Source organism: Desulfococcus multivorans, assembly GCF_001854245.1.
Classification (GTDB): Bacteria; Desulfobacterota; Desulfobacteria; order Desulfobacterales; family Desulfococcaceae; genus Desulfococcus; species Desulfococcus multivorans.
On record NZ_CP015381.1, the window covers coordinates 4,193,641 to 4,219,946 of the forward strand.

General features: G+C 55.7%; 23 protein-coding genes, 1 tRNA gene and 2 pseudogenes. 14 read left to right on the top strand and 12 right to left on the bottom strand.

Annotation, left to right across the window (positions count from 1 at the left end):
* Positions 1 to 389: 389 nt before the first annotated feature.
* Positions 390 to 711, bottom strand: a pseudogene (locus dmul_RS18310) (ATP-binding protein).
* 30 nt (positions 712 to 741) lie between these two features.
* Between dmul_RS18310 and dmul_RS20640 the strand changes: the two are divergent.
* Entirely contained in the window at positions 742 to 1,014 is a 273-nt protein-coding gene (locus dmul_RS20640; RefSeq protein ID WP_020878651.1) for a hypothetical protein, read from the top strand.
* On the opposite strand, the gene dmul_RS20645 is transcribed toward dmul_RS20640, so the two are convergent.
* The 4 genes from dmul_RS20645 to dmul_RS18340 form a co-directional block, all read right to left on the bottom strand.
* Positions 1,011 to 1,433, bottom strand: coding sequence for a transposase (locus dmul_RS20645; protein ID WP_020878652.1), 423 nt, complete (start codon positions 1,431 to 1,433; stop codon positions 1,011 to 1,013). The two genes, dmul_RS20640 and dmul_RS20645, sit on opposite strands and share 4 nt — an antisense overlap.
* The gene (locus dmul_RS18325) at positions 1,430 to 1,813 is read right to left on the bottom strand and encodes a hypothetical protein (protein WP_020878653.1); all 384 of its coding nucleotides are present in this window, start codon (positions 1,811 to 1,813) and stop codon (positions 1,430 to 1,432) included. Before dmul_RS18325 ends, dmul_RS20645 begins: the two co-directional genes overlap by 4 nt.
* Before the next feature lie 316 nt (positions 1,814 to 2,129).
* The gene (locus tag dmul_RS18335; protein WP_020878654.1) at positions 2,130 to 2,687 is read right to left on the bottom strand and encodes a hypothetical protein; all 558 of its coding nucleotides are present in this window, start codon (positions 2,685 to 2,687) and stop codon (positions 2,130 to 2,132) included.
* 65 nt (positions 2,688 to 2,752) lie between these two features.
* A complete protein-coding gene (locus dmul_RS18340; protein ID WP_020878655.1) occupies positions 2,753 to 3,274 on the bottom strand; it encodes a hypothetical protein in 522 nt (173 codons plus the stop codon).
* A 247-nt stretch (positions 3,275 to 3,521) separates the two neighbouring features.
* Between dmul_RS18340 and dmul_RS18345 the strand changes: the two genes are divergently transcribed.
* Entirely contained in the window at positions 3,522 to 4,067 is a 546-nt protein-coding gene (locus dmul_RS18345; RefSeq protein ID WP_218921099.1) for a BRO-N domain-containing protein, read from the top strand.
* Between the two features lie 828 nt (positions 4,068 to 4,895).
* Here dmul_RS18345 and dmul_RS18350 read toward each other — a convergent pair.
* Positions 4,896 to 10,022: an NACHT domain-containing protein gene (locus dmul_RS18350; protein ID WP_020875279.1), complete on the bottom strand. Its 5,127-nt coding sequence runs from the start codon at positions 10,020 to 10,022 to the stop codon at positions 4,896 to 4,898.
* Positions 10,023 to 10,851: 829 nt separating this feature from the next.
* Between dmul_RS18350 and dmul_RS18355 the strand changes: the two genes are divergently transcribed.
* Together dmul_RS18355 and tnpC (dmul_RS18360) are read left to right on the top strand one after the other, a co-directional pair.
* Positions 10,852 to 11,730, top strand: a complete 879-nt coding sequence (locus tag dmul_RS18355; RefSeq protein WP_020875402.1) for a Druantia anti-phage system protein DruA — start codon at positions 10,852 to 10,854, stop codon at positions 11,728 to 11,730.
* The gene (tnpC, locus tag dmul_RS18360; protein WP_020875403.1) at positions 11,717 to 13,087 is read left to right on the top strand and encodes an IS66 family transposase; all 1,371 of its coding nucleotides are present in this window, start codon (positions 11,717 to 11,719) and stop codon (positions 13,085 to 13,087) included. The genes dmul_RS18355 and tnpC (dmul_RS18360) overlap by 14 nt, the downstream gene beginning before the upstream one ends.
* A gap of 17 nt (positions 13,088 to 13,104) precedes the next feature.
* On the opposite strand, the gene tnpC (dmul_RS18365) is transcribed toward tnpC (dmul_RS18360), so the two are convergent.
* Positions 13,105 to 14,526: an IS66 family transposase gene (gene tnpC / locus dmul_RS18365; protein ID WP_020875404.1), complete on the bottom strand. Its 1,422-nt coding sequence runs from the start codon at positions 14,524 to 14,526 to the stop codon at positions 13,105 to 13,107.
* Between the two features lie 949 nt (positions 14,527 to 15,475).
* Between tnpC (dmul_RS18365) and dmul_RS21300 the strand changes: the two are divergent.
* The 10 genes and pseudogenes from dmul_RS21300 to dmul_RS18405 form a co-directional block, all read left to right on the top strand.
* A pseudogene (locus tag dmul_RS21300) lies at positions 15,476 to 15,565 on the top strand (hypothetical protein); the annotation flags it as partial.
* A 3-nt stretch (positions 15,566 to 15,568) separates the two neighbouring features.
* Positions 15,569 to 16,246: a tyrosine-type recombinase/integrase gene (locus dmul_RS18370; protein WP_020878830.1), complete on the top strand. Its 678-nt coding sequence runs from the start codon at positions 15,569 to 15,571 to the stop codon at positions 16,244 to 16,246.
* Positions 16,247 to 16,657: 411 nt separating this feature from the next.
* Complete coding sequence (locus dmul_RS18375; RefSeq protein WP_020878831.1) at positions 16,658 to 17,368, top strand: Rad52/22 double-strand break repair protein; 711 nt, start codon at positions 16,658 to 16,660, stop codon at positions 17,366 to 17,368.
* A gap of 31 nt (positions 17,369 to 17,399) precedes the next feature.
* The gene (locus dmul_RS18380; RefSeq protein ID WP_020878832.1) at positions 17,400 to 18,812 is read left to right on the top strand and encodes an AAA family ATPase; all 1,413 of its coding nucleotides are present in this window, start codon (positions 17,400 to 17,402) and stop codon (positions 18,810 to 18,812) included.
* Positions 18,809 to 19,228 (top strand): hypothetical protein, encoded by a 420-nt coding sequence (locus tag dmul_RS18385; RefSeq protein ID WP_020878833.1) that lies wholly within the window; start codon positions 18,809 to 18,811, stop codon positions 19,226 to 19,228. The genes dmul_RS18380 and dmul_RS18385 overlap by 4 nt, the downstream gene beginning before the upstream one ends.
* Before the next feature lie 64 nt (positions 19,229 to 19,292).
* The gene (locus dmul_RS18390; RefSeq protein WP_020878834.1) at positions 19,293 to 19,496 is read left to right on the top strand and encodes a DUF2997 domain-containing protein; all 204 of its coding nucleotides are present in this window, start codon (positions 19,293 to 19,295) and stop codon (positions 19,494 to 19,496) included.
* 18 nt (positions 19,497 to 19,514) lie between these two features.
* Positions 19,515 to 20,393, top strand: coding sequence for a DUF3150 domain-containing protein (locus tag dmul_RS18395; RefSeq protein ID WP_020878835.1), 879 nt, complete (start codon positions 19,515 to 19,517; stop codon positions 20,391 to 20,393).
* A gap of 16 nt (positions 20,394 to 20,409) precedes the next feature.
* A complete protein-coding gene (locus dmul_RS18400; protein WP_020878836.1) occupies positions 20,410 to 20,604 on the top strand; it encodes a hypothetical protein in 195 nt (64 codons plus the stop codon).
* Between the two features lie 194 nt (positions 20,605 to 20,798).
* Positions 20,799 to 20,975, top strand: a complete 177-nt coding sequence (locus dmul_RS19895; RefSeq protein ID WP_020878837.1) for a helix-turn-helix domain-containing protein — start codon at positions 20,799 to 20,801, stop codon at positions 20,973 to 20,975.
* Between the two features lie 126 nt (positions 20,976 to 21,101).
* Positions 21,102 to 22,202 (top strand): tyrosine-type recombinase/integrase, encoded by a 1,101-nt coding sequence (locus tag dmul_RS18405; RefSeq protein ID WP_020878838.1) that lies wholly within the window; start codon positions 21,102 to 21,104, stop codon positions 22,200 to 22,202.
* Positions 22,203 to 22,216: 14 nt separating this feature from the next.
* Here the strand turns inward: dmul_RS18405 and dmul_RS18410 are convergent.
* From dmul_RS18410 to dmul_RS18430, 5 genes are all read right to left on the bottom strand, one after another.
* Positions 22,217 to 22,303: transfer RNA gene (locus tag dmul_RS18410), tRNA-Leu, on the bottom strand.
* 37 nt (positions 22,304 to 22,340) lie between these two features.
* Positions 22,341 to 23,003: an L-threonylcarbamoyladenylate synthase gene (locus dmul_RS18415; RefSeq protein ID WP_020878839.1), complete on the bottom strand. Its 663-nt coding sequence runs from the start codon at positions 23,001 to 23,003 to the stop codon at positions 22,341 to 22,343.
* Positions 22,996 to 24,771 carry a phosphoribosylamine--glycine ligase gene (gene purD, locus dmul_RS18420; RefSeq protein ID WP_020878840.1) on the bottom strand — a complete coding sequence of 592 codons (1,776 nt, stop codon included), beginning with the start codon at positions 24,769 to 24,771 and terminating at the stop codon, positions 22,996 to 22,998. Before purD ends, dmul_RS18415 begins: the two co-directional genes overlap by 8 nt.
* A gap of 60 nt (positions 24,772 to 24,831) precedes the next feature.
* Positions 24,832 to 25,782 (bottom strand): D-alanine--D-alanine ligase family protein, encoded by a 951-nt coding sequence (locus tag dmul_RS18425; protein WP_020878841.1) that lies wholly within the window; start codon positions 25,780 to 25,782, stop codon positions 24,832 to 24,834.
* Positions 25,779 to 26,300: a hypothetical protein gene (locus dmul_RS18430; protein WP_020878842.1), complete on the bottom strand. Its 522-nt coding sequence runs from the start codon at positions 26,298 to 26,300 to the stop codon at positions 25,779 to 25,781. Before dmul_RS18430 ends, dmul_RS18425 begins: the two co-directional genes overlap by 4 nt.
* Positions 26,301 to 26,306 lie beyond the last annotated feature (6 nt).

A 26,306-nucleotide genomic window follows, 5' to 3' on the forward strand; every position in this document is an offset into this window, starting at 1 on the left:
GCGATTTTAATCGATAAAAGGGTCGCCGACCGGCCCGAATGGGCTGTAAAACCAATGCCCTATACTATATAGATGGACCATTGCCCGGAGAAGTTAAGCAATTTTTTTTAGCCATGATAATCAAAGAGTTATCTCTATGTTTGCCTCCTCAATTTAACTTGCTGTCAGCAGCGGCGTGAACATGCTGCAAGCATGACGGATAAAAGGGACACTGACCGGCCCGAATGGGCTGTAACAACCTATGCCCTGTACTAGAGATATGAACGAAAGCCCGGAGAAGTTAAGCAATTTTTTTTTTAGCCATGATAATCAAAGAGTTATCTTTATGTTTGCCTCCTCAATTTAACTTGCTGTCAGCAGCGGCGTGAACATGCTGCAAGCATGACGGATTAAAATGAACGAGATTTAGAGGGTAATGACGACGATTCTGTGTGGTGCAGCAACCGGTCAAAGAGCGCCGACGTGAGGGTGCTGTCGTTGTTGAAGATCTCGGGCCAGTCCTTGGCTGATAATCGGGAAGAGAAGATCGGCGCCGTGATTGTCGACGGGCAGGTACCCGAGTTCGTCAATAAGAAGGTCCGGCTTGACATACTTTTTCAGCTCGTCTTTCTGGCGGCCGGCGGTCCTGGCCGTGGTGAGCGTATTTTCGCCGATAAAGCAGAGTTTTAGAACTTTCAGGTTTTTAACGAGGGTGTTGTCGTCCGGATCCATGTTACATCCTCCGCAGGTACGGAGTAACGGTTGGTATCCACGATGGCCCTGAACTGGCTGGATGCCTGGATGGGGGGTGATGGCGGCGATGTCGTAGGGATGAAGGGGTATCTCGGCAAAAAGATCTACAGGCTTCTTTCCGGTTTCGCCGTGGACGCAGACATTGTCTACGCGCCCTTTTTCATTTCCCTTGCCGACCCCGCAGGGACAGATGGTAAAGCCGCAATGTTTCGCAAAATCGAGGTATCTGGGGTTGAAGACCGGCTGCCTGCCGACGATGCGTTTCAGGACGGCGGATTTTAAAAACTGAGGCGGCGGCTGGTAGATCCTACGGGAACCGATCCGTACGAGCCCCAGTCCACCTGGGCGCATTCCCCCGGCGCGAAGGAAAGCTTGAGGAAGGGCGGGGTCCTTCGGGGCCGGATCTTTTGCACGTATTCCTTGACGATGGTGTAGCCGCCGTCAAACCCCTCTTCCCGGATTTTTTGAAACACCTGGACCGCCGTATAGGGATGGGTTTCCACCAGACGGACGATATAGGATTTAAAGGGGTCCAGTTTGCTCCTGCGATGGACCGGCGTTCGCGGGCGGTATTGCTTTTCGGCAAGCCATTTCCGAACGGTCTGGTCGTCGAGGTCCAGCGCCTCGGCGATCTGGGCAGGGCTCAACCCCTGGTGCTCATGGTAGTGCTTGATCCGGACAAAAGCCTCATAATCGATCATGCGGCGCCTCCCGCGGCTTTTTTGAGGATCTCGCCAAGGGACAGGGGCTGCGCCGTTGTTTGCCTGGGGACATCGGGGTGATGCACATCCAGGGACAGCACCTGGTAGAGCGGTCTTTTCCAGGCGATCAGCCCGATCCGGATCAGGTTGCACCTGGCGCTTTCAAGGGTACTCTGGTCCATGGAGAGCCGCTTCATGATGGACGCGTCGCCGTAGTAGATGAGCCCCATCCTGTCGCCGACAGTAACCAGGAACAGGGCCGCCGCGGGGTGGGAGCAGGCTTCGATATGGCGGTCACGGACCAGTCGGTGATCGAGCCAGCTGAACTGCTTCGGCACCTTGCGGAGCCGTTCGGGCAGGATGGGGGATTTGGTTGTCATGCCGATCTCCCCCGGCAGTACCGCAATGGCTGCGAAGGATGGTGAAGTCGAGGTCTGGGGAAGGAGAAGCCTATGGCCTTTTCGAACATACCGCGCCGGCATGCCGGGTCATCACAAAATCTATGAGACGGAATGGGGGACTTGGAGGGCCGGGCTGGATAGTATGTGGCTCCAGCCCGGCTTTTTTTGTGACGGTACGTTACTTCGGGTCAGTGCAGATTAGTCATGGTATCCTGGAGAAAATCAGATTTGGAACACTCCATGATAGGATCTTTATTCATCAGCGCCGGTGGCGTGGGCGGGGGCAACCGTAAGGCTACTCATTACCCCGATAGCCCTCTTTCTCTTGACACCAACGCCAATAAGGGAGCTTACTTCTGCTCGCTCGGTATTCATCGCGGAGTTCCATTTGCCGCTCAAATCCAAGCTGGCGTTGTTGAACGCTCCAGAATGCTGCCTCAATCTGCTGGGGAGTCTGAACATACTGAACGCTACGATGGCTATCCAGGCGCCAATACTGACGGCTAAGGGTTACCCTACGAGCCGTGGTTCTATTTGGCAGCATGCCGATTTGGAGAAAGACCTGTCTTAGGAGTGTTGCAGCAAAACCTGACAGGAGTTCGTCGATAGTCTTTGCAGCCTTTGCGGAAGCCTTTCCGTCGTCTAGATTATCTCTCACGGCGTCAAGCCAAGCCTGGTCCACTATCTGGACTGACTCTTTGATGCTTACGCGTATAACGGCGATTAGCTTCAAGACATACACCCGCCACTTCGTGAGCGAAGTTGCCTCCTTGAGATCAAGCCATGCCTCTTTACCAAGGAGTTGTTCGATTACTGTCTTCAGCGAGTAGAAATGTGAAATGTCAGCACGCATAGATGCTCCAAAGGGGATAACACCTCGGATGAACCGCTCCGGTGAGGACGCTGTACTCGGCGGCCTTACCGGAGTCGCGTTCGATCCGGTTGTTGTGTGATTTTCAGGTAGCGTTCAAAGATGGTCGGGGCCTCCTTCTCCTTGGAGGCGAACCAATCAAGGAGTTCGTGCATCCTGTCTTCCTCGGCGAAGTACTCATCATCTTTCCGGCGATCGCTTGGTTCTCCAAGGCGATCAAGACTCCTCTGAAGTTGCCATGTCTTCGCATTGGTCTCCTCGATCACCTTTTCGACCTCGGCCATGTCAAGCGGGCCACGTTGGGCAACTTCCCCCTTGAATCTATCCAGTCGGGCAATCAAGTCATTCGTCCCCTTGACCTTGCCAACCGACTGGAGAGTTCTGTAGGTCGAGCAGAAGTGGAGGAAATCAACGAGCGCCGTGAAGACTGCAAGCCTGTAGGGGTGGAGCGCATTCTTGACCGTGATCTCGTTGGCGCGGTGCGCATGAATCGCTGCCCGCCGCGCGTATATCGCGGAGAGGATTGCGACTGCAAATGCTGCCAGCGCGATCAGATCTGAGATTTGCATTTCGTTCTCCTCACACAACGCTCAGTTTAACCGGCTGGCTTTGGAGCGCAACGGAATTGCCAGACCGAGTTGATGCGGTTGTGTACGCCCGGCTTGGGCGTGAACTTATGGGGTGAAAGTCCCCTATGTGTGAACCTTGTCGATATCGTGAGATATAGACATAAACATTAGCCGAAGGCAAGGGCGTTGTCGAGAGGCATCGTCTGAAGGAAGCACGAGTGCAACGCTATAAGCCGACGAACTATGGGTGAAAATTCATTACCCGGCTGCGGAAATCCGACATCATATCTGCTGCAGCAACTTTGCCCACACGGGTTATGGCCAAGCCCCAGCCCAAAGACTTGGCGAAGGTCCGTGTCAGCCCACTCCCACCACCACGCCCGCCCGGGCCGAAATGAGCGGTCTCCTGAAAAGCATTTTCCAGTTCAACGGCCACGACCTCACGGCCATCACTGGCGAAGACGGACAGCCGTGGTTCGTCGGAAATGAGGTGGCGAAGATCTTGGGGTACGCAGACGCTAAGCAGGCTGTGCGGATGCACTTTAAGTATCCGAAAATGTTAAAAGGTGTTGAATCAACACCTTTGACTTCCAGCCCCAGGGGGATCACTATCATCCCCGAATCCAACCTGTACCGCCTGATCACACGGTCCAAGTTGCCCTCCGCGGAGAAGTTCGAAGACTGGATCACCGAGGTCGTTCTGCCTACCATCCGCAAAACCGGGGTTATACTACCGCCCCACAGATTGAGGACACCGAACACCCGAGGAAAACTCGGTACATCAAAATGGTGAACCGGGAATACAAGGCCGCCCTCAAAAGTGCCGCCGCGGTACCTCTGAGCAACTCAAAGTACTTATGGTCGATCACCTGGACCCCCGATCCGGTCGTGATCCCATCGACCTACAAAAACGGCCACTCGGATTCCACCGACAGGCAGCACCAATGATGGGGCGGAACTACCGCGGCTCCAGCTCATAGAACGACACAGCAGCCAAGTTTTTCGGGCCGGACCGCTGACGACCAGCAGTACCACGGAAACACGTCCAGGACCGGCAACATTACGCCCATTTCGTCAGCCCCATCACTTCGAAAGCCGCCGCCTGCCCATACAGCATCCTCCGCTGCCTGAGGTGCCCGTCACGCCACGATCTTTTTTTACGAAGGGTCGACGAGGGCCCACAAAGCCCATGTTCGATAACATCAGGCAACATCGTCTCCATCATCACCGGTTTCCCACGGCATAACCGCACTGGCTGCAGATGATGGCGACGATGAAGTAGAAGGATACGGAAAGGAGATCTATGGCATTGTCGAACATACCGCGGCGGCATGCTGGGGCATCGCAAAATCAATGTGAAGGAATGGGCAAATTTGGAGGGCAGGGCCGGACCGGGTAATATGTGGCTCCGGCCCGGCCCTTTTCTTTTGTTTGAGGGTTGGTTACTTCGGGTTTAGTGCAGATTTGTCATGGTATCCTTGAAAAAGGCCAGCGTCTGAATACTGAAGTTTTTGATCACAATGGTTGAATTTTGTCGTTCTGAAAAATACATCTGCCAGTCTTGATTTATCGAATCCTCTAGTGTATGCCGCCTCCGGCGAAGTCTTTGAAGCTCCCGAACTCATTGGTTCGCCTCCCCGTGAAGGCGCTCTAAAAACTCGGTCTCAACCGTCACGCCTGCCGCCATGAGCGCCTCAAAAACAGCATTCCACGCTGATATATCGGAAAAAACCGCCGCTTTTTGTCCGACTGTGAGAACCCGGCGCCCAACGCCGAGCTCGTTCCAAAAACGATTGTTCGCTTTGTTCGCCCATTGTTCCGCCGTAACGGCGAGCGGCCCCTCAGCCGTCGATGGATCCAGGCATTCGAGGACATTCAGATACAGGTGGGCGATGGTCGGGCATGATGGCGCCTCGCCGGCGATCTCCGACAGCAGCGGTATGAACGGCGTCAGCTCAGGGTCGGATAAACCCTTTGTGTAAGACGGTCCATCACCGAACCCGTAGTACAACCGCATGTAAAATGCGCTGACAAGCTCTTTTAGGTTAATCTCCATGCCACCTCTCGACGACCGCAAATGGCTGCGCCAATGCCATGTCTCCTTGAGGCGTGGCCAGAAAGCCTCACGCACTGACAACAGATAGGCTCGATCCGCCGCATCTCCTTCAATAAAATGAAGATCACTCTGCACGATAAACGCCGCCGCAGCGTCGATGAAAGCTTCATCTGAAAAGGCTTTGAGCACGTCGACTACTAGTTCCTGGCACATTTCACCCGACCAGTGACGGGCATGCGCCGCCGCATAGTCCATCAAGCCGCGCGTCCAGACACGCTCGATGTCGCTGTCGTCTTCTCCGTCCTCCCCCGACCTGTTCGTCTCCAGAAGCCAGTCACGATTGGCGCGCATCACCGCCTTCGACGTCGATCCGGCGCTTGGGCCAAGGCGTGTGAGAATCCGCAACCAGGTCGTCCCGGTCTTTTCATCGTAATAATAGTCCGGCCACTCCGATTCGCGCGGGGCGCGTTTTCCTGCGCCATCTGCTCCTCTTATTATCAGGGTCCGTTTTCGACGCCGCGTTCTCCGTGGCGGAGGCGTCGGCCAGTCCGGCTCCGCGCCACCTTTCCGCCATTGCCGCTCTGCTTCGATCCGAGAGGCAAGGCGCGACTCCAAATCAGCGCGGCGTTTGTCGTAAGTTGCTTTGTCCTCCCCATAATGCGCACGCCGTGGAATCATGCAGGCGAGAAGCGCGATTCGGCTAAGCGAGATCAAAAGTTTTTGATCGATCTTCTCCACGGCACCTCCATGACGAAGAAATGCCGGCGCAGCGCTCGAGGGATATGTGGCCACGGCCTGTAGGAGATCTTCCGTTTCCGCTTCATCTCCAGAAATTGCCGCAAGGTAAAGACGCCCGGCGATCGCCATCGAGTGAGCGTCGTACATGACATCATCGCGTGGTAGGGTTCTCGACCGACCCTGAAATTGCAGCGCTTGCTCGAAGATTGATTTAATCTCTTGCCGACGCCGCACTACGTCTTCCTGAGACCCAACTCGGGCGAGGAACGCCGCCGCAGAGACTCGCTCAAGCCAGGGATCGTTCGGATCATGCGACGCTTCCTTTTCGTTTGGGGCAGCGGCGGTAGTCTCGTCCAGAATCGCTTCCGCATCGGCGGCGCTAACATTGACGACTTTGGTTTCGTCATCCATCGCAAAGCGGACCGCTAACGATCGGGTGAACGTCAAGTGCTCCGCATTCGCCTTTGCCGCCCCCTCTTCCAGCCATTTTTTCTGCCCGGGCGGCCATTTATAAATCCATCCCTTGCGTTCCTCGCCTGCCGCGTCCTTTTCCGTGACGAGTTCATAATTGTCCCGAGAGGCGAGGCGGAGTGCATGGGACGCCATGAATTGCGGCGACGCCCAGTCGACCGCATCGTCGGTCCACGGCCCAAGCCGGCTCACCGCCGCTTCAAACTGTGCCTGCAGTGCGCCTAGTTCTTCCTTGGACAGATTGAAGACAAGCTGAGGTATCACGTCATGCAGTGCGACGCTGCGTGACACGCGACCCGCCAAATCTTTCTCGACAGCTTGATCGGCTGCCGGTCCCGACCGCCAGACGCGTCCCAGAACTCCTCCACCCATTCGATCGACCGCGTCAAGATTGGCGCGGCCGGCATCTATCGCCAACGTTTCCGGAGACGCTAGAACGTCTCGGAGAGGCGTTCCCTTTAGGGATGAATGAGACAGGACAAGATCGACAATGAGAAGCCAAAGCGCGCCAACGATCGGCCCCTCGGCGATGATGTCTCCGATCACAGCATCAAGCGTCTCGCCCCCGTCAAGTCTCCTATGCGCCCAGTGCTCCATCGCCGCTAACGCCTTGGTCAGCATGGCCGACGGCGCGCGCCCGCGTGACCATCCATAACTGAACAGCGCCTCAATCCTGCGCGTCGTTCCCAGGAACTGAACCGAAAATTCCGGATAACCCTCCTCCGGCGCACACACGCTCTCGGTCAAGGTTTTGATGAACGCAACACCCGTCGCGGGCGCCGCTTCAAGGATTTCCGTGAACACACCGATGCCGCATCGGCCAAGCACGAAAGGACCGTCAACTCGAGACATCGCATAGGAGCGGCGACGCCCCGGCTTCCTACGCAATTCGTCTTCCTCCTCATCATCTTCGAGCGCGCGCAGAAAGGCGGCCGCGAATTCAGCAGGTGCTGCGCCCAACAACCGTCCAGGAAATTCGAGGATCTGGCTTATCGCTGCTTCCGGCCGCTTCGAGTTCTTGACAGCGTTGAGATAACGTGCCGCTGCGCCAGGAGAGGTCGTCGCCCATAGCGCAAGGTAGAGTCGGGCCGTATCAAGCGCATCGCCCGTCACAGCGTATTTGATTTCCGGAAGAGGCTCACCATATCGCGGCAAAGGAAGGTCCCTCCGTTCAATAGCCGCAACCAGAATATCGGCGTAGCGATCGAGCAAGATCGGTGTCACTGTCTTTTCGCCGAACGCTGCAAAGACAAGCCATTTCTGGAAAAGATCGATCGCAGCCGACAACGGTGTCGCTCCCAACTGGCCAAACCGCTGCAAACACCACAAGATCAGGTGTATCCATTCCGGCCCTTTCGGAATGGTCATCCCTTCCGGCGCAGCGACCCCTCCCAGCAGACCCTTATTGAACAGGGGGGCTGCCGACTGCGTATGCGACGCGACAAAACGTCTGATCAACTGCGCCGCACGGCGACCGTCATCTTCGAGCAGAAAAGCGTCGTATCGCCCGAGCAACGCGTCCGCGCGTTCGGACCGGACGAGCGCCAACAGGGCCAGCCCCGCCCATCCGGGCGCGGCGCCTTCCGCCTCCAGATGCCTGAGCAGTTTTGGCCACGCCTCGTCCTCGCTACGTTCGGCGAGCATTCGACACGCCAGCTCGAATCCGCGCGTCATCCAGAAGGGCGGCGGGGCACCCAGCCCAAGCCTGTCAATCGCGCCAGGATCATCAAATAGAACGCAGGCGACCGCCCAGTCTGTAAACAGATCATGCCGGAATCGGACTCGATCCGGATGGATCTCGACGAGCACTTCGTCCGCGATCAATTCTGCAACAGCCTGCGCGTCCTGACCGGAGACATCGACAAGTCCAGCATTGTCGATGAGGCCGTTGGCGACAGCGTTGAGCACTCGCTTACGGGAGTGTATCTCGCCTCTCGTTCGCTCGCCCGTCCCCGCCGCGCCGGATGCCTGCCAGTCTCTCGCCAGCGCAGCTTCGCTGATCGCTTCCTTCTTATTGAGGCGCGTGCTGACCAACAGTCGCAATTTCAGCAAATTACGGGCGAGCAGTTTCGCCGGGTGGTCGGGCCTCAGCAGGGGCGCGAGCTGCGGGGCGGCCTTGGCGAGCGCCTCTGCTTCGTCATCGTCGAGCCCTTCCACGATGATGCGTCCGCGCGCAGACAAGTGCGCGAACATCTCTTCGCCAATCCAGAGGGCGCCCTCATCCTCCCATCCGGGCCGCGCAGTGAACAGCACCGTCACGCCCGGACAACGCAGCGCCGCCCGCAAGAGGTCAATGACCGTTTTTCGTTGCGCGCTGTCGCGAAAACGGTCGAGGCCGTCAATGCAGAGATAGCCTCCGCCGTCGCAGGCGAGATCGCTCAGCAATTCGTCAGCCGTGGCATCGATGCCGAAAACGGCGCGCATCGCTGGCCAGCCGCCAGATGGCGTCCGGTCCGGAGCCAACACCAAAATGCGCGAGACCGCCTCGCGCGCCTCGATAGCGGTTCTCAGCAAGCCGGATTTACCGACGCCACTGGGTCCCGATATTTCAACAACTCCGCCCTGTGTTTCCGCCGCCTGAAGCAGCCCCTCCAATTCGCGCCGGGGCTTTTCCCGTGCGAGCTGGCAACCCTTAACCGTCATACCGATGTCCTGGAGCGCATGGCGACTCAGTTCCTCGATATGGCGGCGCACGACGGCAAGCCCTGGCGCCGCGCCGACGCTCACGCCGAGGTCGTTCAGCTTTCGAACCAATTCGTCCCGGTTCAGTTCACCGCCAATGGCGTCGGCGCGAAGAACGAGCCCGAATAACGAGTCATAGAGATCGGCGCCGCTTTTCTCAGATGCCAAATGCCGCGCACGCAGTCGGTCATGATGCTCCGCCATAGAGTTCGGACGTGCATAGTCGAAAGTCAGCACTGAAAATGACCGAAGGATGTCATAGAGAACGTCGTCCCCCGTTTCGTCCTTCGCCGCGAGGAGCGCTCTGAATGCGGCCACGAACGCCCGCATATCTTTGTTGCTGCGTCCAGGTGTCTCCAGAAGCCTTAAGAACGACGCCTCGTCGATCGTTTGCTGTGCCAGTTCCAGCGCTTCCTGCACGCCATTCTCGATCACGCCCGTCGTCCGCTCAATTGCGACGGCGAAGCGTCGATCCGGCTCGATCTTTCGCGCCTTGACGATCCCGTCCACGACAGACTGGAAATTGGCGTCGTTTTCCGTAAACGCCATCGATCGTTTGACCTGGACCTCAAGACACCGATCCTCGCCCTGAGGCGTCGCGCCCCGCACGATGACGTCATCAAGCGGATGGCCCTGGCCACCTCTCTGGAACTCAAGCCGATCGACGACCGCGCCGGGCAGTCCGAGCGGCTCAGTGTTCGCCAGCAAGGCAAGCGCATAATACGTTCCGACTTTCGTCTCGAACTGGCCGCCTGCTGGTCCAGTAGATCGAGGACTGGAGTCTTTTTCAGCAGGACGCATGGTGAGAGCACCAATTCCAAACAAAAAATTTCATTTTAAGATTGCCTCATAAGCATCTTTCGTTGAACCGTAGCAGTATCTATGCCCGAGCTTTCCGCAGTCGCTTTTCTTGATTCAGTGATAGTGAACCTAAGTAAAAACGGCAAACCGGCTGGTCTGCATCAGCTGTATTAAACTCAAAATAGTGACAGTAACGTCGTTTGGAGAGGTCAATGATAGGGGTGTATTCCGAGGATAAAATTTGAGACCGGCCTCCCTTTCACCGACCATTTTATAGTGTTTTATAAAAACATCATTTTGAAGATTGGTTGTCAACTACTGAACTTCATCCTATAGTTACATATTCTGGGCTGGGAAACGCTGTTCTTTCCAATGTCCACTTTTGAGGAATTTGGAGAGTCAAAGCAACTCGCGGGAATGTCTGATAATGGTCATTTACAGTCTATTGCACTGCATTAAATTTAGTTCTGCGTTAGAGTGCCAGGTTTCTCATACCATATATAATTCAATCTTCCGCTACTGGCCGATTAGGGACCTTCCCTCGCTTGGCCATTCCGTTTCAGACTATCCATGGTCGCGTTCGCGACCGAAGCTGGCTTAATGTAGATTGAGATTTGTATTGTTATGCAGCTAAATTTTTTCACGATACCAAGGTTGACATAACACAAAGATATCCCTTTAAAAATGGTAACTATTCAGCGTAAAATGAGAATATCTTATTCACTGAGTATGAGTTTAGCTCTTTGAAAATTTTTTCCTGAAAGCCAGAAAATACTGGCGTCAGAAATCAGGGTATAGTATGTAGTCCCCCATACTATGGAAGGACTGCATGAACGTAATTGTTTTTCGATATCGATCTCGCGATCTTACGCAACAAGATGTAGAAGATATACGCGGCACTATTTCACGGTATTACCACCGAGGCAGAAGCTACATCTCGCGGGTATTGTGCCGGGAGTGGGACTGGGTTCAACCCAACGGCAAATTCAAGGAATATGCCGCCCGTGATCTTCTCTTGCGCCTGGAAGAAAAAGGCCTTGTTGATCTACCACCCCGACTGCGGCCGAAAAACAATAACAAACGGCGCTCCTTTACCCAAACGCCCATTTTCAACGACACTCCCATGGCGGGCCTTGTCAAAGATTACTCCGGCCTGCATCTTCAACCCATCCAATCCGGCGAAGATTATCTCTGGGGATATCTGCTCCATCACCATCACTATCTGGGCGTTCCCAGGCTTGTCGGCGAGCACCTGAAGTATCTGGCCCGGCTCGATGGCCGGGTTGTCGCCTGCCTGGCATGGGCCAGTGCGGCCTTCAAGGTGAAAAGCCGGGATGACTTCATCGGCTGGTCGACCGCCATAAGGCGGCAGCGGCTTCACCTTGTCGCCAACAATGCGCGTTTCCTGATTCCACCGTGGATTCGGGTCAAACACCTCGCTTCCAAGGTGTTGGCGCTCAATCTCCGGCGTTTGAGCGCGGACTGGCAGACGGCCTATCATCACCGGATCTACCTGGCGGAAACGTTCGTCGATATTTCCCGCTTTGAAGGCACCTGTTACAAGGCGGCCAACTGGCAATGCGTCGGAGAGACCAGCGGCAGCGCCAAAAGGGGCAATGCATATCGGTTCCACGGTCAAGCCAAGGCCGTTTATCTTTATCCCCTGGATCGACACTTCAGGAGACTGCTTGCCGATGACCAGGGATGAAGCCGCCGCCATCCTGGATTTACCCAGGGAACAGGCCATCGATGCCATCCTGACCCTTGCCGACAAAGCGGAAAAATTCGACCGCCTTTGTGGAACGGTCAGCCCTACCTGCCCATCGGGGATGACGCCACCGTACCTGAAAGAACCGGGGAAGAAGCGCAGAAAAAAGCCCGGTCGCAAAAAAGGCCATTCAGGCGTTGCCCGGAAACGACCTGAAAAGATCGACCATTATAGAGAGCACACTCTGGAATCCTGTCCCGAATGCCGGTTGCCTCTGGGAAAGCCGATCAAAAATCACAAGCGCTATATCATGGACATCCCACCGGTGGCAGTTGAAGTCACCGAGCACACCGTCCATGGATATTGGTGCTCGAACTGCAAAAAAGCGGTTTATCCGAGGGTCACTGACGCTTTACCCAACGCCGTGCTCGGCATAAACCTCCTGGTCATGACGGCCTGGCTTCATTACTGGGTGGGCATGAGTGTTCGAAATGTCGCCAGGTTGTTGGCTGTTTTTTGTGCCTTTGACGTCAGCCCGGGCGGTTTGACCCAGGCCTGGAAGAACCTGAGCGTCATTCTGAAACCGCTATACGACGATATCGGCAAAAAAATCCAAAAATCGGCAGTGCTCCATGCTGACGAAACCGGGTGGAGAATCAGCGGCCTTACCCATTGGCTCTGGTGTTTTGCAACCGATCGATTCTGCTATTTTATCATCGACAAAAGTCGCGGCTCCCCGGTCATCAAAAAAGTGATCGGCAAATTATTCGAAGGAATTCTCATCTGTGACTTCTGGGGGGCCTATAACAAAATCGCCACCCTGGCGACCCAGAGGTGTTTCTATCACCTGTTCACCGAATTGGCGAAGGTGGACAAGTGCAACAAATCGGCCGATTGGAAATTGTTCAGGAAGAAACTCGGCCGCTTGCTGATGGATGCGGTGCGCCTGAGTGTAATGAAAGCCGAACTGGCGTCGCCAGTGTTCGATCGGCGCAAGATGAGACTTTACCTCCGGCTCGATCAACTGATTGCATCATCTCGCGAGGACAAGGATGTCAACAGGCTTATCAAGCGGTTGATCCGCCACAGAAATGAGTTCTTCACATTTTTGGAGTATAACGGCGTCAGCCCATACAACAACCATGCGGAACAGCAGATCAGAAAGCCCGTTTTGACGCGGAAAATCTCACAGCAGAATCGCTCAAACCAGGGTGCGGAAGCTCATGCGATTTTTATGACCTTATTCAGATCTGCTGAACTTCAGGGGCTGAATCCCTTCGATACGGTGCTGCACGATGCAAAAAAAATGCTCGGTGCAGTACGAGAAGAAGACATTGCCCTCAAGCTGGCAGCATAATTTTCAAAGAGCTAAACTCATACTTCACTGACAACAAAGTCCGGCAATTTGCCGTCAAACAGTAACGCCAATGCTCGGCTTGAAGATACCCCTTGTTTTCGGCAAGTCGACAGGTATCCCCGGATACGGCAGAAGATTCTGGCGCCTTCAATCGATCGAAAGCAGCCGGATATTTTCTGCTGAACCTTGGTCATGCGGATGTCGTTTTCTCCCAGGTTGTTGGTGAACGGGACAAAATCGATATCCATGAATCGGAGGACTTCATTTTGATAATTGTCCAACCGTTCGAGCAGATTCCTGGACTTCGATTTTTTGATTCGACCCCGTTTGCCTTTTTCCTTTGGTCTGACGGGCTCGGGGCATTCAATTTCGCCCTGTTTTATCAGATCCTGGTATTGCCGGCGATATTTCTGGGACTCAGCGGCATCCAACGCTCCGCCGGCATCGATAACCTTGCGGTTGATCGTTTCGAGGAGGGTTTTCATGTTTTTGGCCCAGTTTTGGCCGTCCTGTTCCCACGCTCTTTGCAATTCCCTCAGGTGATGCGCATTGCAAAGCGCGTGGATGCAGTTATAGGTAAAGTACGGCTTCCAGTGATCATGGCATAAAATCCCCTTGAACCTGGGCAGGATGCCCATATCGTCCATGGCATCAGCGCCCCTTTTTTCATGAGGATGGTAGCAGGTCCATCGATCATTGGATAAACCGTGCAGCCAGTAGCGTTTGCCGCCGATATTGATGCCGGTCTCGTCGGCATTCGCGACCCCGGCCTGGGCCAGTTCATTTTTGACCCGGTTTTCAAAGTCCTCCAGGAGCTGAAAGGCCTCGTTGTTGAAATTGAAGATGGAACCCTCGCTGAGGGGTATCTGCAGCTGGTCGGCGAAGTAATCCTGGATCCGGTTGTAGGGCAATAGCTGAAATTGTGACATGTAAACCGAGTGGGTCTTTATGCCGTTTCCATACTGGACCGCTTTGGTTACGTCTTTGGGGAAAGGCGCCACAAATCGGTTTCCCTTTTCGTCCATCACAATCTCAGCCTGATATTCGGTAACGAATCTCGAGATATCGATATCAAATACCTGGCGCGTTTCATACCCGATGTGGCGGTATATGCCCATAGGCAGCTTACGGCGGTCGACCTTGATCGTTTCGATCCTGTCAGGGGTCTCGACTTTCTTGAGAGTCGTGCCGACATGGCCCTCCTGGCCGCCGGCCTTTTTGTCGCTCTTTTGACGAGGCCTTCTTTGCCTGTTGGGATCGCTTGACGGCGGCTTGCTGCTGTTGGTGCTGTTCAGGTTCAGGCGATTGGCGAGCAGGGTGATGATCAGGATCAGAATCTCAAACATTGACCGTACGGCAGATGAAATCTGCTTGTCTTCACGAATCAGCGCCTGCGCTTTTTCGATTGCGGCCTGGATGTCAATATTTTCGATTTTCATTCAATCCTGTTCCTGTGTCATTCATTGCCCCTACTATAGCACAGGTTTTGAAATCGAATTTTTTCGTCCTGTAACGAATGCTGTCGCATTTTTATTTTTTCTGTTTGCCCGGCGTTACACATGGGCCGAAAGAAGCCTTGAACAGCCTATAAGAAAGTCTGTATGCTCTTTGCTTGAAACGCACCAACAACGATCTGAATTTCAACAATTAGATCAAAAACCATGTCAAGTGTTTTTTTAAGTTTTTCTACATTTCGCTGAATAGTTACTAAAAATGTATTTGTAAAAATCTTGGATATCTTGCCAATATTACCAATCCTTTCAAAGTGCTTGTATGATCAAGATATCTGAACCGAGGACAGTTGCCAATAGTCCTCAGCCAGAATAAGTTCAACGCCAGCATACAGTATATGAGATTTTTTTCAATTGATATGGGCTCAGGATTTTGTAGCTATCGTGCATCAAATCAAAAGGTTCTTGGCTCATGTATTTATACAGTATCCTGGAATAAAAACAGAATCCAGAATAGTGTCGGTAAGCTTCAGTTTTTAGATTCCGCCGAAAGGCCCCATGGGGGCGTGATTTCTATACCCCTCAGATGCCCTGATTTGAATATTCCGGTCCATATCACAAAACAGGAGCGGGGCACAAAAATTTAAACATATCTCAATAAGGTACCTTCTGCTGCGATGATTTTTTTATCGGCTGCCTACGTCTGGTAAATTCATCCGAACCTACGAGGCCATTTTAGCTGAAATCGATTTCCGTAGTGAGATATTTAGCAAATTCAATTTTAATCCTGGTCATTATATCCTTATCTTTGTTCAGATTTATCTGCCGAGGTTAAAACATTTAGCAACCCTATGAACGAAGGAGGCCCTCATGACTTTATTTGAAGGTGTTACACATTTTTTCAATTATCAGCGAATGAACGTGAAAAAAAAATACGCTGAGGAACTATGAATTCATCCTCAACAATTTCCAGGATTATTTCGGAGATATAAAGCTATCGTCCATAACGTCCGAAGACATTGTGGCATTCATGTCCAAGACGTCAGATGGGACGAAGCCTTCCACCAAAAAACTACGATTCACACTTCTGTCCGTTTTCTTCAACTTCATCAAGAATTCAGTCGATTCTGATTTCCAAAACCCTTGTGACAATCACGCGTTGCGCAAGCTTTTCAAAGCCGGAAAGATCACCCAGTTCAAAATTCTGGAAAAAGATGTGGTCAATGAAATCATATTCAGGACGCAGAACCCTCGGAATCGAATCATGCTCGAACTCATGGCTCGAGGCTGCATGAGGGTAGGTGAGGTTCTCCAACTCACTCCAATGGATATTGACGATCGCAAAGCCATCATTCGAGCCCCCAAAAGCGGCAGAGAAGCTGAGGCGGTTTTTCTACCGCAAAAATTAGCAGACCGACTCAAGGAATACATCCGAGAAAAGCAGATCGAAGCCGATGCCAGAATTTTCCCGATAACCTATTCGGCTGCCAGGTTGATTGTAAAAAAGGCTGGCGCTATGGTTGGCATCCATATCAGGCCTCATGACCTTCGGAGACACGCCGCCACATATGCATCTCGATCTGGTACGCCGCTTGAAATCGTATCAAAAGTCCTGCTGCGGCATTCAAACCTGTCAACCACCCAGAGGTATCTCGGAAAAGTCAGTGATGTGGAGGCGATGCGATGGATTGATTATCTTCATGGATAGTTCGGAGATAGCCGGACCGTGGCACTATAGTCTCCGGTCCGGCGATTTTAACGTGTCAATTCCTGATTCAGTCAGATTGTTATCGGTATACTCCATTTTTCAGGCCCGTCCGATACACAACTCCGACGCCGGTGCACATCCATGTCGTTAGCCCTGACATACTCCTGCGTCATTCCACGATAAATATACCTTCCCACCCATCTCACTTTCCGCACGCATCACCGGCAAATCCAGCACCGACAATAGTCCCCACTGTCAGAAACTGCCCCCCCACCCCCTCATTTCAAAAATCCTTCAAATTTTTGTTATAAGATAATAGCACATAATATCCGTATAGAAACATAATCCCCCCAGTTTGACTCCCCAACCCACAAACAACCCGTTTTTAACTACGAACACAAGGAGATAACGATGAAAAGCCGAGAACTCCTCGAACAGCCCTTCGATCCCGCTCAGATCCGTCAACGCAAGGGTAATTTCGGCAGTACCCTTGACTACGTCGAGGGGCACACCGTCATCCAACGCCTGAACGACGCCCTGGACGGCAACTGGTCCTTCGAAATCACAACCCAGGACATCCTGGAAAAATCCGATGAGGTCGTGGTGATCGGCAGGCTCCAGGCCGGCGGCGTTACCAAGATGCAGTTCGGGTCGAGCGCCATCACGCGGAACAAAGACACCGGCGATATGGTGTCGCTCGCCGATGACTTCAAGGCTGCGGCGACCGACAGCCTGAAGAAATGCGCGACACTTCTGGGCGTGGGTCTGCATCTGTATCAGTCAAAACGATCGGAACGTTCGAACACGCACCGCGGCGACAACGTCACGCCGCTGTATCCGGAGGCCGGCGGAGCATCCTGTTCTCGCCAGCTCCCCTCCCGACAGACATCCCGTCAGCGCCTGACGGAAAGGCAGTTCAACTATATCCTGAGACTCGGCATGGACCGGGGGATCCCTCGCCAGGAACTCGACCAATATTGCATCCAGGCTTTTGGGGTCATCCCATCGGAGCTGTCACGGTCCGACGCGTCCCAGCTGATCGAGGTGCTGCGCAGCCGCCAGGACAACGCTTCCCCAGACGCAAACGACGATGATCTCCGCCGTACCCATCTCCATTCCTGAACCCTTAGCCAATTGAAAGGAGTACAACACCATGATCCGCAACTACCTGAAAGCGGGCTATCCCGCGCTCTGTCTTCTGACCCAGGAACCTCACCGGGCCGAGCAGGTCATTCGCTGCGAAGGCTGGCGATTCGTCGCCTGGGACTGCGTCCGCGGCATCCGGGACCTCGAGGGCGGCGTCGTTATCGACGATATCCGGGACCCTGTGGAAGCCATCCGGTGGCTCGACGCCGCCCCCGATGCCATTCTGATGGCCCACAATCTCCACTTGTTCTTCGAAATTCCCGAAGTAGTCCAGGCTATCCAGAACGGCGTGAATCGATGGAAGTCCATCGGATCGGCCCTGCTCATGATCAGCCCCTCGGTGCGGATCCCCCAGGAACTGGAGAAGTTTTTCCACCTGATCGATCTGCCTCTGCCCGACACCGCCGCCATGCTGGATATTCAGCGGGAGATAACCGGCGACCTTGACATCGCAACCAACGAGACCACGGCCCGGCTCGCCCGGGGCCTCACGGAGTTCGAGGCGGAGACGGCGTTCGCCTACGCTCTTGTAAAGAAAGGCACCTTCGCGCCGTCCGTCATCTCCGACGTCAAAGGCCAGATGATTCGGAAATCAGGGCTGATGCAGTTCTGGGAGCCCGCCGCCATCGAGGACGTGGGAGGGTTGTCGGCCTTGAAGGACTTCATCCAGCGACGAGCTGTGGCGTTTACGGAGAATGGCGCCGCATTTCCCCGTCCCAAGGGGATCCTTCTGGTCGGCATACCCGGAACCGGCAAGTCCCTGGCATCCAAGGCCACGGCGTCGATCCTGGGTTGGCCCCTGATCCGCCTCGACCTTGGCGCCCTCAAGAATTCCCTGGTGGGCGAGTCGGAACGGCGAATGCGCCAGGCCACACGGGTGATCGACGCCTTCGGCCATGCCGTCATATGGATGGACGAGGTGGAGAAGGCCTTTGCCGGTACCCGCTCCAGCGGCAAGAGCGACGGCGGGACCACAGCCGGGATGTTCGGTCATTTCCTGACGTGGATGGCTGAAACCACTGCATCGATTCTCGTCATGGCCACGGCCAACGACATCTCCAAGCTGCCGCCCGAGTTCATGCGCGCCGGGCGCTTCGATGCCACCTTCTTTGTCGATCTGCCCTGCCCGGACGAGCGCCGCCAGATCATCGAGATCATGAACCGGAAGTGGGGCAGCGACATTCCTCTGGCGTACACCGATCGCCTCAACGGCTATACCGGCGCAGAGATCGAGCAGCTCGCCAAAGATTCTCTTTATGACGGTTTGGACGACGCGTTCAGGAATATGGTGCCCTTATCCCGGAGCATGAAGGAGGAGGTGAACGGCCTCCGAGAGTGGGCCAGGACCCGAGCGCGCATCGCCAATACGCCGGAGGATCGAGGGGTCCAACGGAAGATCCGGAGAGAGGAGGTGGCATGAGCCATATCGCCCGAATCGACCTGGTGATCTCATCGCTGTCGGACCTCGAAGGGGCGTGCAGGGACCTCGGATTTCAGTTCATGGCCGAGCAGAAAACCTACCGGTGGTACGGCCGCTGGGTGGGTGACGCCCCCATGCCCGACGGCATCACCTCTGAAGATTTAGGTAAATGCGACCACGCCATCCGGGTGCCCGGCTGCGATTACGAGGTCGGCGTGGTCAAACGGGACGACCACTACATCCTGCTGTGGGACAACTGGTCCGCCGGCGGCCTTGCGGCGAAGATCGGCCCCAACGCCGGGATTCTGAAGCAGGCCTATTCCGTCCGCAGGGTGCGGTCGGAGGCGCGGCGCAAGGGCTACCGGATCCGGGAGCTTCGTATGAAACAGGGCGTCCGCATGGTCGTCACTGTCTGATCCGCATCACACATCCCATCAAGCACCAACCCTGTTCATCACACCTGAAAATAAGGAACGTCACATGAAAGAGATCGTCATCGACATCTCCGACGACGGTGAAATCCGTCTGGAGACCCGGGGATTCAAAGGCAAGGCTTGTATCGCGGAGACCGAATTCCTCAAAAACCTGCTGGGTCATGAAATCCACCGGCAATTGGTGCCGGCCTATTATCAGCATGAACATCAAAAGAAAGCCCTACGGAAATATCTGCCGCTGTGCGGCTGACGAAAGGAGAACACCCCCATGGAAAATTCAGCGGTATTCGACCGTGCCTGCCTTATCCAACTCTCCACCTCCGTCTGGCAAGGCAGCCGCATGATCGATCCAAGCCTGATGCGACGGATCAACGACAACAGCGACTGGCTCCGGGGCCGAAAGTACCTGATCGACCCCGAGCTCCTGGCACCTGTCCGTCTGGTTGCAGGACGGGCACGAAAGCTGCTGCAGAAACATGCCCTGCCGTTCCCGGTCCCGTCCGTCCACCTGATCCCCAAAGAGAGCCTCGACACGGTCGACGCCCAGCTGAGCGACCTCAAAACGGCATTCCAGGCCGAGGTGGTCAACTTCGAAAACCAATACGTCGATGCCCGACGCCAGGCCCGGGAAATCCTGGGCGAGCTGTTCGACGACGCCGACTACCCCGTGGACATCCTGCCCCGGTTCGGTTTTACCTGGCGCTTCCTTGCCGTCGAGGTACCTGGAAAAAGCACCCTGCTCTCACCCGAAATCTACGCACGCGAAAAACAGAAATTCCATGACATGATGGCGGAGACCCGGGAGCTCGCCCAGACCGCCCTTCGCGAGGAGTTCGCCCAGGTGGTCGAGAGCCTGTCGCGCCGGTTGACCGCAGACGGGGGTCGACCGCGCATGCTGACCCCGAAGATGTTCGAACGGATGTCGGAGTTTTTGGACTCGCTCGACGCTCGGAACATATTCGAGGATGAGCGACTCCGGGATCTGATGGTACAGGCCCGGCAGTTGATCGGCAGCGCCGCCTCTGGAGACCCCGGCGACAACGCGTTCATCCGGCGCCGGGTCCAAAACGAGATGACGCGCCTGAAGAACGCCGTAGAAGAGGCCGTTGAGGAACTGCCGCGCCGGCGGCTCCGCCTGGCCGTTTGAGGGGGAGGAGTCTGATATGAGCGCTGTTGTTGCAGAAATTGTCAAGGTAGCCCTGGATGCCGGCGGCCGGATCATGGTCCATGCGCAGGGCAGCCCGGCGAACGTCGTGGCCATCGGCGCCGCAGCCGCGCTGGTCAGCGTTTCCACGGGCGTGGGATACGGAATTTACGTGGCGGCCAGGGAGTTGCAGCGGCGGATGGAAGCATCGTAGGGGCCGCCAGTTGATAACCGCAGGCCCCGCGGGCGGTAGAGGTCCGTGGGGCCTTGGCCGGTGTCAAAAAAAGTCTAAATAAATCCTATGAAAAACAAATAGTTGCAATAAATTACATCCACCAACTTAAAAACCCCGAATATTCCTCCATTTATTAAATAATTCCGATTACCCCTAACTTATGGAGGACATGCATGACAAACAAGCTCTACTCGATCAGCGAACTGGCGAAGGTTTACGGCGCCACAAAATGGTTTTGGAGGAGCCAGATCTGGGATGGGAAATTGCCGGTCGTAAAAGTGGGCCGTAAGCAGTTCATCGCTGCCGAAGATATCGACAAGTTCATTCATGACCACAAGCAGGTTGCCTGAGCCAAGCGTTCAATCCCCTGCCGTAGTTTTTTTGTTGATTTGCGACATGCACAGGCTTTAGCATACGGGATGCCGCCTTTGAGCGGCATCCATCTTGTGCCCTTCAGGCGTTAGGATGGAGGTTAAATGGGATCAGTCTATAAACAGAAAGGCAGTAAGAACTATTGGATCAAGTATTATCACAATGGCAGAGCCGTTCGTGAAAGCGCTCAGAGCGACAAAAAAATTGTTGCTAAACGGCTTCTAGCCCGACGAGAGGCGGACATTGCCCAAGGCAAGGTGCCCAACATCCATTTGGACAAGGTCGGCTTCGAGCAGTTGGCGGAGAATTTTATTAACGATTACCGGGTCAATCAGCGGAAGTCAATCGGCAGGGCTGCACAGAGCGTCAGCCACTTGCGGCGATATTTTGGTACTTTTAAGGCACCCCAGATAACGACGTCAAAAATCAACGAGTACATTCTGCAGCGTATCGAGGGAGGCGCAGCTAACGCCACAATCAACCGGGAGTTGGCTGCTCTCAAGCGTATGTTGAATCTCGGGGCTCAACAGACACCCCCGCTGGTGGATCGTGTACCCCATATTCCGTCGCTAAAGGAAAACAACACCCGCAAGGGATTCTTCGAACATTCTGAATTCTTGGCTCTACGAGATGCGCTCCCGGAATATCTTAAAAATATGGTCACCTTCGCCTACAACTCCGGATGGCGGTTCAACGAAATCACCGGTCTGAAGTGGAACAATGTCGATCTCGATGCAGGTATCGTCAGGCTGGAGGCCGGAGAAACGAAAAACGGAGAGGCCCGTACATTTTATCTTGGCCTTGAACTCCTTGAGGTCTTCAAAAGCCAGTGGCAGATCCGAAAGGCGCGTGAAGTTATTACTCCGTACGTATTTCCGAATGCCAACGGCGATGGTCGCATCAAGGATATCCGGGGATCCTGGTTTAAAGGCTGTAATAAGGCTGGTATCGGCAAAAGGCTCTTTCACGACTTCCGAAGAACAGCGGTCCGAAACATGGTTAGAGCCGGCATACCGGAAAGGGTAGCGATGATGGTCACTGGCCACAAGACCCGATCGGTCTTCGATCGATACAACATCGTCAGCGAGGCCGATCTCAAAATGGTATGTCAGAAACAGGCCGCTTACCAAAAATCTGCCACGGGCATAGTTTCAGGCATAGTGGCCCCCTTCCCCACAAAAAAAGGGGCTAACCGAAACGGCTAACCCCTTGATTTCTATGGTGCCGGGGGCGGGAATCGAACCCGCATGGGCTTGCGCCCGGAGGATTTTGAGTCCTCTGCGTCTACCTGTTTCACCACCCCGGCGAAGACTTGATTCTTTTAGTTAAATTCTTGAGAATTGTCAACCCATTTGAGCGCGGTCTTGCGCGATTTCCAGGATCCTCGTGGCCGGGATCGCGCCGTCTCTCAGGATCCGGGGGTGGTCTCCGGTCACGTCGACCACGGTGGAGCCGATGCCGCCTGCGAGAGGGCCGGCGTCCAGGATGAGATCCACGGCCGCGGCGATCCTTGGATCCAGACGGGAGATGTCGTCGCAGGCGGGCGCCTCGGAGATATTGGCGCTGGTGCCGGTGATGGGGCCGCCCGTCGCTTCCAGCAGCGCCTTTGCCGCCGGGTGTGCGCAGAGCCGGATGCCGATCTTGCCGGAACCCGCGGTAAGCAGCGGACAGACCCCGGCAGACGCCTCGAACACCAGGGTGACACCGCCGGGCCAGATGCGCGTCATGATCCGGCGGGCGTAGGCCGGAACCCGCTCCGCGAACCGTTCCACATCGCTCATTCGGTGAACCAGCACCAGGATCGGCTTGTCCTTGGGCCGCAATTTGATATCGAAGACCCGGCCGACCGCAGCCGGGTCGCGTGCGTCGGCCCCCAGGCCGTAGAGGCAGCGGGTGGGGAACACCACGACCCCGCCCGATCGGATGCGGGCGGCCGCCTCCCGGATCGATGCCCGAAAATACGGATTGGCGGGATCCGCCGCGTCGATGCGCCGGGTCTCAGACAAATTTCGCCAGTTTCTCCGCTTTTGCCGCCACCTCCCGGGCCATGTCCGCCTTGAACGCCGCCAGCAGCTCCGCCACGTCGGGATCCGTCAGGGCGATCATCTGGGCCGCCAGGATGCCGGCGTTCCGGGCACCGGGCTTGCCGATGGAGACCGTGGCCACGGGGATGCCCGGCGGCATCTGAACCGTCGACAGGAGTGCATCCATGCCTTGGAGGCACGAGGAATCGATGGGGACGCCGATGACCGGCAAGGTGGTGTGGGCCGCCAGAACCCCCGCCAAATGGGCGGCATGCCCCGCTCCCGCAATGATAACCTGCATTCCCCTCTCCTGGGCCTGCACGGCGAAGGTCATGGCCTTTTCGGGACTCCGATGGGCCGATGCAACGGTCATTTCGTAGGGAATGCCGAACTTCTTCAGCATGGCGGCAGCCTCATCCATCACCGCCAGGTCCGAATCGCTGCCCATGACGATCCCCACCCTGGGGGCGATGTCGAAACGCTTGAGCGCTTTCATGCCGATATCCTTTCGGAAGTGGACATCCTTCCAGGAGATCTTGCCTGCGGCCTTATAAGCCTTGGCGACGGCATCCTTGACCGTATCGCCCAATGCCGTAACGCCCAGCACCCGTCCGCCGGCGGTGGCGACGCCCCGCTTCTCATCGATGGCCGTCCCGGCATGGAAGACGAATACATCCCTCATCCGACGCACGCCGTCCAGCCCCGAGATGGGAAGTCCCTTCTTGTAGGATCCGGGATATCCGCCCGAGGCCATAACGACGCAGACCGTGGCCCGTTCTTCGATGTCGAGGCGGCATTTGTCCAGGCGACCGTCGATCACAGCCTCCATCACCGGCACGATGTCGCTTTTCATGCGCATGAGGAGGGGCTGGGCCTCGGGGTCTCCGAAGCGGGCGTTGAATTCGAGGACCCGGACCCGGTCCCGATCGATCATGAGACCTGCGTAAAGGACCCCCTTGTAGGGGCGGCCCTCGGCGGCCATGGCCTCGACCGTCGGAACCATGATCTCCTTCATGATCTTCCGGTGCATGAAGCGGTCGATGATCGGAGCCGGGGAGTAAGCCCCCATGCCGCCGGTGTTGGGCCCCTTGTCATTGTCGTAGACCGGTTTGTGGTCCTGGGAAGAAGGCAGCGGCAGGACGGTCTTGCCGTCGGTGAATGCCAGAAAGGAGGCCTCCTCGCCGGTCAGGCACTCCTCCACGACGGCCCTGGCCCCGGCGTCGCCGAAGGCCCGGTCGACCATGACGCTTTTAAGGGCTTCCAGGGCCTCCTTTTCCGTGGCGCAGACGATGACGCCCTTACCGGCGGCCAGGCCGTCGGCCTTGACCACCACCGGCGTACCGATCTTCCTGACGAAGGCCTCGGCTTTTTTGTAGCTGGTGAAGGTCTCGCCTTTGGCCGTGGGAATGCCGTAGCGCATCATCAGGTCCTTGGCGAAGGATTTGCTGGCCTCCAGTTCGGCAGCTCTCCGGGAAGCGCCGAAGATTCGGAGCCCGACCGCCTCGAACGCATCCACGATCCCCCGGGAGAGGGGATCTTCGGGTCCCACCACCGTCAGATCGATCCGCTCCGACTGGGCGAAGGAAAGGAGTTTGTCGATATCCCCCGCATCAATGGGAACGCACTCGGCCAAATCGGCAATGCCGCCGTTTCCGGGCGCACAATAAATCTTCCTGACCTTGGGGCTTTGGTGAATCTTCCAGACCAGGGCATGCTCTCTTCCGCCGCTGCCGATAACCAGGACTTTCATGTATACCTCCATCAGGGGGCTCCACACGCGGCGGATCCCGGAATGTCAGCCGTCGTCGATTCAGGCTGTTTTGCGATGTTGATGATCTTCGATACTCAGGGCGACGAGCCTGTCGAGAAGCAGGCTGAAAGAGAGCCCCGCCGCTTCGGCGGCGCGGGGCAGCAGGCTGGTGGGGGTCATGCCGGGGATCGTGTTTGTTTCCAGAACGTAGAATTCGCCGTCCTTCAGGATGAAGTCCGTCCGACTGTATCCCCTCAGAAACAGGGTCTCATGAGCGATCCGGGCGCAGTGCTGGACCTTTTGGGTCAAAGCCTCGTCAATGCGCGCCGGGCAGATCTCCTGGGTCGCGCCGGCCGTGTACTTGGCCTCGTAGTCAAAAAACTCGTATCCGTCGCCGGGCAGGATTTCGATGGGGGGGAAGGATTCCAGCCGGTCGTTTCCGATGACGCCCACGGTGATTTCGAGCCCTTTGATGAAGGCCTCCACCATCACCGTTCGATCGTATCTAAACGCCTTTTCGATGGCGGCAGAAAGGGCGTCCCGGCTTTTCACGATGGACATGCCGATACTGGATCCACCGCTGACGGGCTTGACCACCAGGGGCAGCCCCAGCTGTTCGATGCAGGCATCGACATCGATGGCATCCCCGGCCCCCAGGCAGACGTAAGGCGCCACCCGAAGACCCGCCTTTTCATACAGCTGCTTGGCGGCGAGCTTGTTCATGGCCAGGGCGCTCCCCAGAACGCCCGCCCCCTGGTAGGGAATGTCGAGGAGATCGAGCATCCCCTGAACGGTGCCGTCTTCGCCGTAAGGACCGTGAAGGATGATGAGCGCCGCGTCAATGGTGGGAGCGTCGGCCATGAGCTTCTGAAGATCCGTTTTGGGATCATATCTAAAAACGGTATATTTGTCCTTGTCAAGGGCCTCATACACCTGATTTCCGCTCTTCAGTGAAACGTCGCGCTCGGAGGAAATTCCCCCCGAGAGCAAAGCGATGGTCAGTTTCTTCATGAACAGGAATACCCCTCTATGATATGTTTTTTGGAGGTTTCATATTCTTCCAGCGTGATCAGGTTTTTCTCGAAAAGGCTTGCGAGTTCGGTGAGTTCGCGGACCCGGGACGTGTCCGGCGCCGCCAGCTGCCGGGGGGAGACCGCGTCGTCATAGGCGATTGGGATGGCCCTGGCGCCGGGGCTTTCAACCTTCAACGAGGCGATGCCTCCCAGGAAACTGACCTCGACACTGTTGCCGTTCAGCAGGGGCAGCCGGAGCAGCTCGGAAAAATTCCGCTGTTCCTGTTTCATTCGTTTGTAAACGCGATAGCCGGAATAGGTGACCAATGCCGTGCCGCCGATGAAGATCCAGAGCATGTATTGCACCATGCCCCGGAAAAACAGCACCAGGCACCCCAGCAATGCTATGAAGACCGCATGCAGAATCAGAATCAGGTAGGCGGCGGCAACGCCTTTAAAGAGACCGACCTGTTCCTTCTGCGGACGATTTTTTTGCTTTTTCCCACGGGTTTTCATGGATGA

What these genes read in the sequence shown, in the direction of transcription:
- dmul_RS20645 (WP_020878652.1), bottom strand. Translation starts at nt 1,433, where the DNA reads ATGATCGATTATGAGGCTTTTGTCCGGATCAAGCACTACCATGAGCAC.
- dmul_RS18325 (WP_020878653.1), bottom strand. Translation starts at nt 1,813, where the DNA reads ATGACAACCAAATCCCCCATCCTGCCCGAACGGCTCCGCAAGGTGCCG.
- dmul_RS18335 (WP_020878654.1), bottom strand. Translation starts at nt 2,687, where the DNA reads ATGCGTGCTGACATTTCACATTTCTACTCGCTGAAGACAGTAATCGAA.
- dmul_RS18340 (WP_020878655.1), bottom strand. Translation starts at nt 3,274, where the DNA reads ATGCAAATCTCAGATCTGATCGCGCTGGCAGCATTTGCAGTCGCAATC.
- dmul_RS18350 (WP_020875279.1), bottom strand. Translation starts at nt 10,022, where the DNA reads ATGCGTCCTGCTGAAAAAGACTCCAGTCCTCGATCTACTGGACCAGCA.
- dmul_RS18355 (WP_020875402.1), top strand. Translation starts at nt 10,852, where the DNA reads ATGAACGTAATTGTTTTTCGATATCGATCTCGCGATCTTACGCAACAA.
- tnpC (WP_020875403.1), top strand. Translation starts at nt 11,717, where the DNA reads ATGACCAGGGATGAAGCCGCCGCCATCCTGGATTTACCCAGGGAACAG.
- tnpC (WP_020875404.1), bottom strand. Translation starts at nt 14,526, where the DNA reads ATGAAAATCGAAAATATTGACATCCAGGCCGCAATCGAAAAAGCGCAG.
- dmul_RS18370 (WP_020878830.1), top strand. Translation starts at nt 15,569, where the DNA reads ATGTCCAAGACGTCAGATGGGACGAAGCCTTCCACCAAAAAACTACGA.
- dmul_RS18375 (WP_020878831.1), top strand. Translation starts at nt 16,658, where the DNA reads ATGAAAAGCCGAGAACTCCTCGAACAGCCCTTCGATCCCGCTCAGATC.
- dmul_RS18380 (WP_020878832.1), top strand. Translation starts at nt 17,400, where the DNA reads ATGATCCGCAACTACCTGAAAGCGGGCTATCCCGCGCTCTGTCTTCTG.
- dmul_RS18385 (WP_020878833.1), top strand. Translation starts at nt 18,809, where the DNA reads ATGAGCCATATCGCCCGAATCGACCTGGTGATCTCATCGCTGTCGGAC.
- dmul_RS18390 (WP_020878834.1), top strand. Translation starts at nt 19,293, where the DNA reads ATGAAAGAGATCGTCATCGACATCTCCGACGACGGTGAAATCCGTCTG.
- dmul_RS18395 (WP_020878835.1), top strand. Translation starts at nt 19,515, where the DNA reads ATGGAAAATTCAGCGGTATTCGACCGTGCCTGCCTTATCCAACTCTCC.
- dmul_RS18400 (WP_020878836.1), top strand. Translation starts at nt 20,410, where the DNA reads ATGAGCGCTGTTGTTGCAGAAATTGTCAAGGTAGCCCTGGATGCCGGC.
- dmul_RS19895 (WP_020878837.1), top strand. Translation starts at nt 20,799, where the DNA reads ATGACAAACAAGCTCTACTCGATCAGCGAACTGGCGAAGGTTTACGGC.
- dmul_RS18405 (WP_020878838.1), top strand. Translation starts at nt 21,102, where the DNA reads ATGGGATCAGTCTATAAACAGAAAGGCAGTAAGAACTATTGGATCAAG.
- purD (WP_020878840.1), bottom strand. Translation starts at nt 24,771, where the DNA reads ATGAAAGTCCTGGTTATCGGCAGCGGCGGAAGAGAGCATGCCCTGGTC.
- dmul_RS18425 (WP_020878841.1), bottom strand. Translation starts at nt 25,782, where the DNA reads ATGAAGAAACTGACCATCGCTTTGCTCTCGGGGGGAATTTCCTCCGAG.
- dmul_RS18430 (WP_020878842.1), bottom strand. Translation starts at nt 26,300, where the DNA reads ATGAAAACCCGTGGGAAAAAGCAAAAAAATCGTCCGCAGAAGGAACAG.